We start from the raw sequence: 11,880 nt of genomic DNA on the forward strand, positions 1-11,880 counted from the left end.
TTGTTTTTTAAAATTATATTTAGTAAAAATTTAGAAAACTGATAGTCTTATTTATATAAAAAATAATTATGATATTTATGAAATAAGAGTATTAAATTTTATAAATTATTTATTTATATTTGAAAATTAGTATAGGAAATTAAAAAATATAATATTAATTATTAGAGAAGTGTTAATAATTAAAAAAAAGGAGGTAATATATGTCAACTAAAAAATTGTTTCTTCCTATACTAAGAGATGGAAAGTATGGTTTTATAGATGAAAATAATAACATAGTTATAAAACCAAAATTTAAATATGTGTCAGAACGATTTAGAGATGGGTATTGCATTGTAACGTATATAAAACGTATTGGAAAGTCGGTTAGATGGGTTTTTGGATACATGGAGGAAAGTGGATATAACAATATATTTTTACATTTGGATAGTGCATCGGATTTTAGTGAAGGATTATCGAGAGTTAAGATTGATGGAAAATACGGGTTTTTTGATAAAGGTTTAAACCAAGTTATAGACATAAAATTTGAAGCTGCATCAAATTTTAGTGAGGAAATGGCATCAGTGAAAATAAATAAACGATGGGGTTATATAAATAAGAAAGGAGAAGTTATAATAGAACCTACATTTAGCTATGTAAATCAATTTAAAGAAGGTATATCTTTAGTTGAGACTAAGAATAAATACGGTTACATAGACAAAACTGGAGAGTTTATTATAAATCCTAAATTTGATATAGCTAATGATTTTTCACAAGGATTGGCAGGGGTAAGGCTAAATGACAAATGGGGTTATGTCAATAAAGATGGAGAACAAATAATAGATTTTAAATTTGATAGAGCCAAATCGTTTAGTGAAGGGCTAGCTCCTATATGTATAAATGATAAATGGGGATATGTAAATACCTCGGGTGAAATCGTTATCGAACCTATATTTGACTATGCTTGTGAATTTAATGATGGTTTAGCGAGATTTAATATAGGCTCAAATGCACTTACTAGGGGTATGAGTATACCAAAAGGAGGTCTATGGGGATTTTTAAATAAAGAAGGAAAAATAAAAATACTTCCTACCTTAAAATCAGTTTCAGATTTTGAAAATGGATATGCACAGATAATTGATGGAGATAACAATAACTATATAGATAAAAATGGGGAAATTTTGATAAAATTAGGGTAAAACATACTAAAATTAGGTTTGAAAAAATAAACATATAGTAGTAATATATATATGGAAGTTAAAGGGGGTAGGAAATATCCCTTTAATTTTACAAAAAAAAGAGGAGAAGATAAATGAAATTACTAAGACAACTGGCTCTGATACTAGCGATATGGGCCGTAGGAGAATACATTAGTTCATTTTTATCAAATATAATTATTATACCTGGAAGTATAATAGGAATGGTTATATTATTTGTACTCTTAAAATCTAAAATTATAAAAGTCGAATCTATAGAAGAACTTGGAAATTTCTTTTTAGATAATATGGCTATCTTTTTCGTGCCTGCAGGGGTGTCTCTTATCAATTCACTAGATTTAATTGGTTCAAATATTATAGTTTTAGCTGCTACAATAATAATTAGTACTACTTTAGTTATGGTTATAACTGCTATCGTTGTTGAAAAAATGATAGAAATTAAGAGCAAGAAAGGACAAGGAAATGTATAACGTATTACAGACACCTATATTTGGAATTGTAGTATCTATAGTATTTTACAGTATAGGAGTGTATATTCAAAAGAAGACAAAATTAGCGGTATTCAACCCTTTGTTACTAGCTATTTTAGGAATAATATTATTTTTAAAGTTAAGTCATATTTCATATGAAAGCTATAAAATAGGAGGAGATACTATAAACTTTTTCTTATCACCTGTAACTATAGTATTAGCAATACCTCTATATAAGCAATATGATTTATTAAAGAAACATTTACATGAAATTATAATAGGAATAACAACAGGTGTTTTAGTTTCATTTGCAAGTATTGTAGTAATAAGTAGGTTAACAAATTCTAATAAATTAATAATGGACTCATTATTAGGTAAATCTATAACTACACCTATGGGAATTTCTTTAACTTCTACATTAGGAGGAATTGAATCTGTAACTATTGTTGCTATAATTTTAACTGGTATAGTAGGAGCTATGATAGCTACACCTATATTTAAATTTATAAATACTAAGCATCCAGTGTCAAAAGGTATTGCATTAGGAACAGCATCACATGCTCTAGGAACTACTAAAGCTTTAGAATTAGGAGAAATTGAAGGGGCAATGAGCGGATTAGCTATAGGGATATCAGGAACAATAACTGTAATACTAATACCTATACTAATAAACTTTTTAAAATAATATTATACATTAACTGATTTTGAAGGGAGAATTATAATGAGTCAGGTTAACAACACATTAGAAGAAAATATCGCACTTAGATACCTAGTTATAATACTTGGAATAACTATTTCCTCGATAGGAATAAATGGATTTTTAAAACCAGCACACTTACTAGGTGGAGGGGTTGCTGGATTATCAGTTGCATTAAACTTTGTAACTCATATGAACATAGGGGTATTATCATTTTTAATTAACATACCTATATTTATATTAGGATTTATTTTCTTGGAAAAAGAATTTTGTATAACGAGTTTAATCAACATGATTTTATTTTCTTTTATATTAGGTATAACTCAAAATATAGGGCACTATATACCTGTAAATGATTTATTACTACAAACTGTATACGGAGGTATACTAGGTGGAGTAGGATTAGGAATCGTATTTAAAGCTAAGTCATCATTAGGTGGAACAGATATAATAGCAGCCATTTTGAAAGTAAAGAAAAATATTGCGATGAAAGATACTGGGCTTTTCATGAACTTTTTAATAGTTTGTATTGGAGCTAGCTTATTTGGGTTAGAACTAGCTATGTACACTTTAATTGCAATGTTCCTAAATGTATATTCTATGAATATAGTAAAAGATATGATGAATAATCAAAAATCAGTGATGCTAATTTCTAGTAAAAGTGAAGAAATTGCTAAATGTATAATGAAAGATCTTATAAGAGGGGTTACGTTAATAGAAGCTGAGGGTGCTTACACTCATGAGAAAAAACAAATAATATACTGCATAGTTTCTTCTAATGAGATTCCTAAGATTAAAGAGATAGCATTAGAACATGATAAAAAAGCATTTATATCAGTAAATGATGTAAATGAAGTTAAAGGTAGAGGATTTAAAGAAAAATATTTATAAATTATGTATAAAAAATAAAAATAAAGATAAAATAGATTATGTGATGTATGGAATCATCACTTAACAATATCTAGATTTGTTTAATTCGGGTTGACTATAAAATATATACATAATAGTTTCTAGAGTGTAAATTTTTATTTGTGCGTAAAAAATTTAGAGCGGATTACTAGAAAAAATTAAATTAAGATCGAAAAATAAAACAAAGAGCATGCGTTTTTGCGTGCTCTTTGTTTTATTTTGTTTATTTAAAAGACTAAAATTTAGTGAAACTATAGAAAAAAAGTAGAATTTTAATATATAATAATATTAAACATGAAAAAATGTAATTTGGAAGTGGTGGGGTAGTTATATGAATGCAGAAGTAAATAACAAAGACTTAATAGAAATATACAAAAAAACTGTACATAACATAGAAAAAGAAGTTAAGCGTATAAGTTTTTTTAATAAGTTTAGATTAAAAAAATCATCGCACTGCAAACAAGAGGTACTAGCATTAGAAAATGGGCAAGGCATACATGTACCTAATACAGATAATTCTGGTGAAAAAGCTTCCGGTAGAATACATACATTCTATAATGGAGATAAATATATAGGCAAATTAATAGATGGACAAATGACAGGAAAAGGAACATATATATTTTTACAAGATGATGGAAGTGAACTTGAATATGTAGGCGATTTTAAAGATGATATGAAAAATGGAAATGGAGTATGTGAATTACCTAATAAGTGCTTGTATATAGGTCAATGGAAAGATGATGTCATGGAAGGTATAGGAAAAATGATTTATTCAAGTGATGATGAATATTTAGGTAATTGGAAACATGGTAAAAAAGAAGGTCATGGGATATATACATGGAAAGATAGTGGTATGTATATAGGTGAGTTTAAACATGGCAAAATGGAAGGAATAGGAACTTGTTATGATTATAATGGATTTATAATATATGAAGGCGAGTTTAAGAATAATTTACCTCATGGTCAAGGTGTTTACACATGGCCAGATAATAAAAGATATGTAGGTGAATTTAAACACGGTAAAAGACATGGATTTGGAACTTTTTATATAAATGATGAAATATCTTATCAAGGAAATTGGAAGTTTGATAAGCCTAGTATTTTTAATAAAAGTTTAGATGAACTTATATCAAGTATAAAATAGACTAGCAGATTTATAGGCTAGTCTATTTTTTCGTTTAAGAAGAATAGAATCAAGTGTTTAGTGTATATAGCTACTAAAATAAACTAAATTTTTATACTTACTTTATTTGCTAAACAAGAATATAAATATAAATAAATGTATATAATTAAAAAACGTTACAAATAGTTATTATAACGAGGAAGTGATTGTTTGAAAAAATTATTATATTTAATGATATTTATATTAGCGATATGTGTATTTATAGATAAAACCAACATTGATTTTGATTTGAATTTTAAACAAAATGAAGAAGTTAGAGATACAAGTCAAAATGAAGATGTAAAAGCTATTGTATCTTTAAATGATACAAACATAAAAAGATATATGGAAATTAAAATTGGAGATACAGAAGAAAGCGTAATAAGCAAAATTGGAAACCCTAATAGAAAAGATATAAGTGAGTATGGCTTTGATTGGTATGTATACAATAATGTTAAAAACAATTTTGCTATGGTAGGAATGAAAAATCAAAAAGTAGTAGCTCTTTATAGCAATTCTATAGACTCATCTGATATAAATGGAATAAAACTCGGAGATAGTATTGATTTTACTAGAGAAAATCATAAATCAATAGAATATAAGAAAAAAGGAAATACTAAATTTATGATTGATTCTAGAGATCAATTTGATATTTTTATAGAAGATAATAAATATATTACTGTATTTTATGATTTATACAATGAAAGTAAAGTTACATCATATCAAGTTATAGACAAGTATATTGAAGAAAGTTCAAAAGATATTTATCCTAAATATAGTGAGGAGTTAAAAATAAGTTTTGAAAAACAAACTATAGACCTTATAAATAGTGTTAGAGATAGAGAAAATTTAAATAGATTAAGTTTTGACTCTAAAGCTAGTGTTAGTGCTCTAAAACATAGCGAGGATATGAGAGACAAAAACTATTTTGATCATGAAAATAAAAAAGGACAAAGTCCTTTTGATAGAATGAAAAAAGAACACATAAGATACAGCTTAGCTGGTGAAAATATAGCTGCAGGGCAAATAAATGCTATTTATGCTCATGAAGCATTAATGAACTCTATAGGGCATAGAAAAAATATTTTAGGTGACTATAAAAATATAGGAGTAGGAGTTAGTTTTGGAGGACATTATAAATTATATTACACTCAAAACTTTTTTAGTGAATAATTGACATAATGAAAGGAAGTACAAAAATGAAAAATAAAAAATTTAGACTGTACTCAATAATTTTAATAGCTGCATTTTTTATGATGTCTATTACTAAAGTATCATTTTGTGAAAAAAATGAAGAAGTATTTATAAAAAACGGGCCTAGAGATAAAAAATATTTAGCTATAACTTTTGATGATGGACCTCACCCAAAAGAAACTGATGAAGTTTTAGATGTATTGAAAAAGCACGATGTAAAAGCTACTTTTTTTATAGCTGGAAAACACGCAAATTGGTATAGTAAACCTCTTGTTAGAGCTAGCAAAGAAGGTCATGAGATAGGAAATCACACTTTTAATCATCCTGATATTTCAAACTTATCAAATGATCAATTAGAAAAAGAAATTTTAAAATGCGAGGAAATAATAGTCAAAATGACTGGTAAAAAGCCAACTTTATTTAGACCTCCATATGGAAGTTTTAAAAAGGAAGAGTTAGCTAAAATAGTAGAAAAACACGGATATAAAGTTGTATTATGGGATCATGTAGATGCAAAGGATTGGAAAAATCCAGGAGCTAATAATATAGCAAATGAAATAATAAATAATGTTGAGAATGGAGATATAATTTTACTTCATGATTATGCCACAAATAACACTGTAGAAGCTCTAGATATATTTATACCTGAAATGCAAAAAAGAGGTTATAAATTTGTAACCGTGTCAGAACTTTATGAATAAAATAAATTTAATATAAAAAATTAAAAATAGATTCACTTTTTTAGAAATTTTAATATTATATAATAAGACTATTTCTAAAAAGGATGAAGTGTATGTATAACAAAGTATTTGAAAAAAAAGAATTCATTATATTTCAAGTTAAAGAAGGTTATATAGCTTATAACACTAAGAAAACATTTGAAGAAGGACATACACATTTAAAAAACTTTAACGCAGCTAAAAAGGCTATAGACTTAGTCATAAATAAAAAGATACCAAAAAGCACAAATGCATATTATCTAACTAGTTTAATCAGGTTAACTAATGATGATAAATACGTTGACAAGATAAATGAACTTATAGAAACTAGAAGTAAAAAAGGAAAGAAAGAAAAATATTATAACGTAGGTTATAGATGGAGTAAAAGGAGCTGTTAAGCTCCTTTTTTAATTTATCTAACTTTAGAAAAGTTTAAATTGATTTCTTTATTTTCATATATTATTAAAGATGATATGCCTTGTCTGTCATAAGACTTCATAGTCTTTAAGGCTTCTTTTTTAGACATAGGTGAAGATATTGATTTTGTATCAGATCTTATTATAATATATTTATTCATTGCAAAGCCTCCTGATAATGTATAAATTAGTAAGTATATCAATACTAGTTTTTGATTAAGCAAAATAAATATACTCAACATATTACCAATAATTTCACCAAAAACGACTATATTGACATGGATTTCTTAACAAAGATATAATTAACTTGTAAGAAAAATAAAAAATAAATAAATTTTATGAAGTTTGTTGAGATGGAGGGGGTATTTTATGATATTAATGATAGATAATTATGATTCTTTTGTTTATAATTTAGTTCAGTTTTTAGGTGAGCTAGGAGAAGAAATTATAGTAAAAAGAAATGATGAAATAACTATAAAGGATATAGAAAATCTGGATCCTGAGATTATTGTTTTATCACCAGGACCTTGCTCTCCTAAAGAGGCGGGTATATGTGTTGATTTAGTAAATCACTTTAAAGGAATTAAACCAATTTTAGGAATATGCTTAGGACATCAGATAATAGGACATGCATTTGGAGGAAATATAATCAAAGCTAATGAGCCTGTACATGGAAAGGTGCATCCTATAGAACATATCAATAAAGGTGTATTTAGAAATTTGAAAAATCCGTTGAATGTGACTAGGTATCATTCTCTAATAATAGATGAAAGTTCATTGCCAGATGAGTTAGAAGTTACAGCGAAAACAAAAGATGGAGAAATTATGGGAGTTAGATCTAAAAATTACCATATAGAAGGTGTCCAGTTCCATCCAGAAGCTATTTTATCTGAGCAAGGACATGATATATTAAGAAATTTTATAAATCAATTTAGAGGGAATGAGGAGGTTAAATAGATGTTAAAAGAAATTTATACAGATCTAAATGCATTTGAAATATATACTTTATTTAAAGATGAAAAAGACAGTTTTATACTAGATAGTGGTATGGATGAAAAAAAATTGGGAAGATACTCATTTATAAGCTCAAGACCATTTGATTGTATAAAGCTAAAAAATAGTAAGGAAAATCCTTTGGATAAATTAAAAGAAAAATTGGATAGATATAAGGTTGAAAATAATACTGAAATTCCGTTTATAGGAGGAGCAGTAGGATACTTATCTTATGATATAGGAAATTATATAGAAAAATTGCCAAGAACAGCTATAGATGACACTGATGTATATGATTTATATTTTGGATTTTATAATTTTGTAATAGTTGTAGATCATTTATTGAATAAGACTTTTATAGCAACTCCTGGTATTGATGAACAAATAGAGTCTAATATATTAAAAGATATAGAGATGAAAATTTTAAATGCTAATAAAAAAGATTTAGAATTTGATAAAAATGAAAATATAGATGAAGTTAAATTAAGTTCTAACTTTAAAAAAAGTGAGTACATAAATGCAATAGAAAAAGTTAGAGATTATATAAAACAAGGTGATATATATCAAGCAAATCTAACTCAGAGATTTTCAGGCAAAACTAATTTATCTAGCTATCAATTATACAAGCGATTACGTGATGTAAGTAAAGCTCCATTTGCTGCTTTCTTAAATTTTGAAAACTATCAAGTTTTATCAAACTCACCAGAAAGATTTATTAAATGTATAGATAACACTATAGAAGCAAGACCTATAAAAGGAACTAGACCTAGGGGGAAAACAGTAGAAGAAGACAATAGACTTCAAGAAGAATTAAGAAACAGTGAAAAAGATAAGGCTGAACTACTTATGATAGTAGATTTAGAAAGAAATGACTTAGGAAAAGTATCTAAAATAGGAACAGTTAAGGTACCTGAGTTATTTGTTATAGAACCTTATGCAAATGTTAGTCATTTAGTATCTACGGTAACTGGGAAGCTTAAAGATTCTTTAAGTAGTACAGATATTATAAAGGCAACATTCCCTGGAGGGTCAATAACTGGAGCACCTAAAATAAGAGCTATGGAAATAATAGATGAATTAGAACCTACACAGAGAAATGTATATACTGGTTCAGTTGGATATATAGGGTTTAATGGAGATATGGATTTTAATATTGCTATAAGAACTTTAATTAAAAAAGATGAAAATATATTTTTCCAAGTTGGTGGAGGAATAACATGGGACTCTAATCCAGAAGAAGAATACCAAGAAACATTAGATAAAGCTAAATCTATAATGAAAGCAGTTAGAGGATATTATGAAGAATAATGTATCATTTAACAGTCAATTAACTAAATTTGGAATTGGAGTATTTGAAACCATAAAAATTAAAGATGGGCATCCTATGTACTTAGGTTTACATTTAGATAGGATATTTAAATCTATAAATGATTTGGATTTAGATATAAATGAAAGTAGAGGTTTTATAGAAACAAAAATAATAGAATATATAAGATGTGAAAAAATAAACAACAAAGCACTTAGATTGACTATGTTCGATGAAGGATACAATTTGTCAATTAGAGATATTGTTTATAATCAAGAAATATACAACAGAGGATTTAAGCTATGCATCTCGCCTATAACAAGAGGAGATAGCATAATATATAGACATAAAACTACTAATTACTTTGAAAGTATATATACTAAAAAGTTTGCAGCTGATAATGGATGTGATGATGCTATTTTTACAGATTGTTATGGCAGGATTTTAGAGTGTTCTATGAGTAATATATTTTTTATAAAAGAAGGTAAAATATATACTCCACATGAAAGATTACCTATCTTAAATGGAACTATGAAAAGAAGGATTATGGAGTTATGTGTAGAACTAAAAATTAATATAGAACAATGTGATATAAAAATAACGGATATAGAAAAATTCGAGTTTTGCTTTTTAAGTAATAGTTTAATGGGAGTTATGAAAGTAAGTCAAATAAATAAAATAAAATTCGAATGTTTTAATAATATTTTTGAAAAATTATGGAGCAAAATTAATGATTAAAAACTTTATCAAAACCTATGAACAAAAAATAAAAAACATTAAAGATGATGAAAATACAATAGCTATATTTTTAGTAGGATCAAGTAAAGATATATACAATAAAAAAAATATAGAAAATATAACAGATATAGATCTTTTTATAGTTTCTGAACAAAATGAAGATCAAATTAGAAAACAAGAACAATTTAATGGCGTAGAATTTGATATTAATAAATTTTCTAAAAGATATATTGAATTTATGATTTATAATAAAGAATACTTTTTTATAAATGAAATGAGAAATGCAAAAGTTATATATGATAAAAAAAATATATCTGATAAACTAATTTACTTATCTAAAGAAAAATATAATGAAGGTCCTAAAAAATTATCTAATGAAGAAATCCTTGTAATGGAAAACACTATACTAGAGAATATATCTAGGTTAGAGAAAAAAGATGATTTTGAAAATTATGAATATGAGTTTTTGACTAATATATATCTAAAAGATATAATAAAGGGATACTTTATTATAAGTGGCAAATGGATGCCTAAGGATAAAAAAATATTTAAATATTTAAGTGAAAATGAAAAAAAATTATTTGAATTGTCAAAAAACGTGTATAAAGACTATAACTATAATAATCTTAAAAAAGTATATGAATATGTATTTAAAAAGATTAAATGTGAAAAATAATTACTAATTTTAAGGGGGGCAATTATATGCATAATGTAGATAAGAAAAAAATAGAAAATGCTGTAAGAGATATTTTAGAAGCGATAGGTGAAGATCCAAATAGAGAAGGATTACTAGATACTCCAAGTAGGGTTGCCAAAATGTATGAAGAGATATTTTCAGGAATACATAAAGACCCTAGAGATCATTTAAAAATACTTTTCCAATCTGAAGAACATGAAGAATTAGTTTTAGTTAAAGATATACCTTTTTATTCTTGCTGTGAACATCACTTAGTTCCATTCTTTGGGAAAGCACATGTTGCTTATCTACCTAAAGATGGTAGATTAACGGGTCTTTCTAAATTAGCTAGAGTAATTGAGGACCTAGCAAAAAGACCTCAACTTCAAGAGAGAATAACTAAAGATACAGCAGATATTATAATGGAAGAATTAAAACCATATGGAGTTATAGTTGTAGTTGAAGCTGAACATATGTGTATGACTATGAGAGGTGTAAAAAAACCAGGATCTAAAACTATAACCTCAGCAGTAAGAGGTATATTTGAAAAGAACATAGCTGCAAGAGCAGAAGCTATGAGCTTAATTAACATGAGATAGGAGCGGTTAGATGTTTGAATATGGCAAAAAAACTTATATAATGGGAATTTTAAATGTTACTCCAGATAGTTTTTCAGATGGAGGAAGTTATACAAGTATAGAAAAAGCTTTAAATCATGCCAAAGAAATGATAGATAGTGGAGCAGATATAATAGATTTAGGTGGAGAATCAACTAGACCCGGACACCAAATAGTAGATGCTGAAGAAGAATTGAGAAGAGTTTTACCGGTTGTTAAAGAATTAAAAAAACAGCTAAATGTTAAAGTTTCTGTAGATACATATAAAGCTATTGTAGCAGAAGAAACTTTAAAGTTAGGTGCTGATATGATAAATGATGTTTGGGGGCTTAGAAAAGATCCAAATATGGCAAGTGTTATAGCAAAACATGATGCGCATGTATGTATAATGCATAATCAAGATGGAACAGATTATGATAAAGATATAATGGAATCTATTAAGGAATTTTTAATAGAAAGTATAAAAATAGCTAAAAGTGCTGGAATAGATGATAGAAAAATTGTGCTAGACCCAGGTATAGGATTTGGAAAAACATTAGAACAAAACATAGAGGTTATGACAAGGCTAGATGAATTAAAAGATCTAGGATATCCAATTCTTCTAGGTACATCAAGAAAGTCTATGATAGGAAAAATTTTAGATTTAGAACCTAAAGATAGAGTAGAAGGAACTATAGCAACTACCGTATTAGGAATTAAATCTGGAGTAGATATTGTTAGAGTACATGATGTATTAGAAAATATAAGAGCGATAAAAGTGGCAGATGCTATATGCAGAAGGTAGGTATAA

At 26.8% G+C, this 11,880-nt stretch carries 15 protein-coding genes; 14 read left to right on the forward strand and 1 reads right to left on the reverse strand.

Annotated elements, in window-relative coordinates; genetic code table 11:
- The first annotated feature begins 200 nt into the window (after nucleotides 1–200).
- The 8 genes from ACN6I1_RS05220 to ACN6I1_RS05255 all read left to right on the forward strand — a co-directional run bounded on the left by ACN6I1_RS05220 (nucleotide 201) and on the right by ACN6I1_RS05255 (nucleotide 6,742).
- Nucleotides 201–1,175, forward strand: coding sequence for a WG repeat-containing protein (locus tag ACN6I1_RS05220; RefSeq protein WP_419742991.1), 975 nt, complete (start codon nucleotides 201–203; stop codon nucleotides 1,173–1,175).
- Nucleotides 1,176–1,288: 113 nt separating this feature from the next.
- Nucleotides 1,289–1,663: a CidA/LrgA family protein gene (locus tag ACN6I1_RS05225; protein WP_021432575.1), complete on the forward strand. Its 375-nt coding sequence runs from the start codon at nucleotides 1,289–1,291 to the stop codon at nucleotides 1,661–1,663.
- Nucleotides 1,656–2,348 (forward strand): LrgB family protein, encoded by a 693-nt coding sequence (locus tag ACN6I1_RS05230; RefSeq protein WP_021429213.1) that lies wholly within the window; start codon nucleotides 1,656–1,658, stop codon nucleotides 2,346–2,348. The genes ACN6I1_RS05225 and ACN6I1_RS05230 overlap by 8 nt, the downstream gene beginning before the upstream one ends.
- Before the next feature lie 36 nt (nucleotides 2,349–2,384).
- Entirely contained in the window at nucleotides 2,385–3,251 is an 867-nt protein-coding gene (locus tag ACN6I1_RS05235; protein WP_195945817.1) for a YitT family protein, read from the forward strand.
- A gap of 349 nt (nucleotides 3,252–3,600) precedes the next feature.
- Complete coding sequence (locus ACN6I1_RS05240) at nucleotides 3,601–4,413, forward strand: MORN repeat-containing protein (RefSeq protein ID WP_114542983.1); 813 nt, start codon at nucleotides 3,601–3,603, stop codon at nucleotides 4,411–4,413.
- 189 nt (nucleotides 4,414–4,602) lie between these two features.
- Nucleotides 4,603–5,604 (forward strand): CAP-associated domain-containing protein, encoded by a 1,002-nt coding sequence (locus tag ACN6I1_RS05245; RefSeq protein ID WP_419742992.1) that lies wholly within the window; start codon nucleotides 4,603–4,605, stop codon nucleotides 5,602–5,604.
- A gap of 26 nt (nucleotides 5,605–5,630) precedes the next feature.
- Nucleotides 5,631–6,326, forward strand: a complete 696-nt coding sequence (locus tag ACN6I1_RS05250) for a polysaccharide deacetylase family protein (RefSeq protein ID WP_419742993.1) — start codon at nucleotides 5,631–5,633, stop codon at nucleotides 6,324–6,326.
- A gap of 92 nt (nucleotides 6,327–6,418) precedes the next feature.
- Nucleotides 6,419–6,742, forward strand: coding sequence for a hypothetical protein (locus ACN6I1_RS05255; RefSeq protein ID WP_021429202.1), 324 nt, complete (start codon nucleotides 6,419–6,421; stop codon nucleotides 6,740–6,742).
- A gap of 14 nt (nucleotides 6,743–6,756) precedes the next feature.
- Here ACN6I1_RS05255 and ACN6I1_RS05260 read toward each other — a convergent pair whose 3' ends face one another.
- Nucleotides 6,757–6,921, reverse strand: a complete 165-nt coding sequence (locus tag ACN6I1_RS05260; protein ID WP_021429032.1) for a hypothetical protein — start codon at nucleotides 6,919–6,921, stop codon at nucleotides 6,757–6,759.
- A gap of 208 nt (nucleotides 6,922–7,129) precedes the next feature.
- Here ACN6I1_RS05260 and ACN6I1_RS05265 point away from each other — a divergent pair, with 208 nt between their 5' ends.
- Genes ACN6I1_RS05265 through folP form a run of 6 tightly spaced genes read left to right on the forward strand, consistent with a single transcriptional unit; the run spans nucleotide 7,130 to nucleotide 11,874 of the window.
- Nucleotides 7,130–7,717, forward strand: coding sequence for an anthranilate synthase component II (locus tag ACN6I1_RS05265; protein WP_035117839.1), 588 nt, complete (start codon nucleotides 7,130–7,132; stop codon nucleotides 7,715–7,717).
- On the forward strand, nucleotides 7,718–9,061 hold the full coding sequence (gene pabB / locus ACN6I1_RS05270) for an aminodeoxychorismate synthase component I (protein ID WP_419742994.1): 1,344 nt from the start codon (nucleotides 7,718–7,720) through the stop codon (nucleotides 9,059–9,061). It abuts the gene before it with no gap.
- Complete coding sequence (locus ACN6I1_RS05275; RefSeq protein ID WP_419742995.1) at nucleotides 9,051–9,797, forward strand: aminotransferase class IV; 747 nt, start codon at nucleotides 9,051–9,053, stop codon at nucleotides 9,795–9,797. The genes pabB and ACN6I1_RS05275 overlap by 11 nt, the downstream gene beginning before the upstream one ends.
- Nucleotides 9,790–10,473, forward strand: coding sequence for a hypothetical protein (locus ACN6I1_RS05280; protein WP_419742996.1), 684 nt, complete (start codon nucleotides 9,790–9,792; stop codon nucleotides 10,471–10,473). The genes ACN6I1_RS05275 and ACN6I1_RS05280 overlap by 8 nt, the downstream gene beginning before the upstream one ends.
- 26 nt (nucleotides 10,474–10,499) lie before the next feature.
- The gene (gene folE, locus ACN6I1_RS05285) at nucleotides 10,500–11,072 is read left to right on the forward strand and encodes a GTP cyclohydrolase I FolE (RefSeq protein ID WP_021429004.1); all 573 of its coding nucleotides are present in this window, start codon (nucleotides 10,500–10,502) and stop codon (nucleotides 11,070–11,072) included.
- Between the two features lie 10 nt (nucleotides 11,073–11,082).
- A complete protein-coding gene (gene folP, locus ACN6I1_RS05290; RefSeq protein WP_419742997.1) occupies nucleotides 11,083–11,874 on the forward strand; it encodes a dihydropteroate synthase in 792 nt (263 codons plus the stop codon).
- Nucleotides 11,875–11,880: the final 6 nt, after the last annotated feature.

Source organism: Paraclostridium dentum (assembly GCF_048568265.1).
Taxonomy (GTDB): Bacteria; Bacillota; Clostridia; order Peptostreptococcales; family Peptostreptococcaceae; genus Paraclostridium; species Paraclostridium dentum.

What these genes read in the sequence shown, in the direction of transcription:
- ACN6I1_RS05255 (WP_021429202.1), top strand. Translation starts at nt 6,419, where the DNA reads ATGTATAACAAAGTATTTGAAAAAAAAGAATTCATTATATTTCAAGTT.
- ACN6I1_RS05220 (WP_419742991.1), top strand. Translation starts at nt 201, where the DNA reads ATGTCAACTAAAAAATTGTTTCTTCCTATACTAAGAGATGGAAAGTAT.
- folE (WP_021429004.1), top strand. Translation starts at nt 10,500, where the DNA reads ATGCATAATGTAGATAAGAAAAAAATAGAAAATGCTGTAAGAGATATT.
- pabB (WP_419742994.1), top strand. Translation starts at nt 7,718, where the DNA reads ATGTTAAAAGAAATTTATACAGATCTAAATGCATTTGAAATATATACT.
- ACN6I1_RS05235 (WP_195945817.1), top strand. Translation starts at nt 2,385, where the DNA reads ATGAGTCAGGTTAACAACACATTAGAAGAAAATATCGCACTTAGATAC.
- ACN6I1_RS05225 (WP_021432575.1), top strand. Translation starts at nt 1,289, where the DNA reads ATGAAATTACTAAGACAACTGGCTCTGATACTAGCGATATGGGCCGTA.
- folP (WP_419742997.1), top strand. Translation starts at nt 11,083, where the DNA reads ATGTTTGAATATGGCAAAAAAACTTATATAATGGGAATTTTAAATGTT.
- ACN6I1_RS05280 (WP_419742996.1), top strand. Translation starts at nt 9,790, where the DNA reads ATGATTAAAAACTTTATCAAAACCTATGAACAAAAAATAAAAAACATT.
- ACN6I1_RS05250 (WP_419742993.1), top strand. Translation starts at nt 5,631, where the DNA reads ATGAAAAATAAAAAATTTAGACTGTACTCAATAATTTTAATAGCTGCA.
- ACN6I1_RS05275 (WP_419742995.1), top strand. Translation starts at nt 9,051, where the DNA reads ATGAAGAATAATGTATCATTTAACAGTCAATTAACTAAATTTGGAATT.
- ACN6I1_RS05230 (WP_021429213.1), top strand. Translation starts at nt 1,656, where the DNA reads ATGTATAACGTATTACAGACACCTATATTTGGAATTGTAGTATCTATA.
- ACN6I1_RS05260 (WP_021429032.1), bottom strand. Translation starts at nt 6,921, where the DNA reads ATGAATAAATATATTATAATAAGATCTGATACAAAATCAATATCTTCA.
- ACN6I1_RS05265 (WP_035117839.1), top strand. Translation starts at nt 7,130, where the DNA reads ATGATATTAATGATAGATAATTATGATTCTTTTGTTTATAATTTAGTT.
- ACN6I1_RS05240 (WP_114542983.1), top strand. Translation starts at nt 3,601, where the DNA reads ATGAATGCAGAAGTAAATAACAAAGACTTAATAGAAATATACAAAAAA.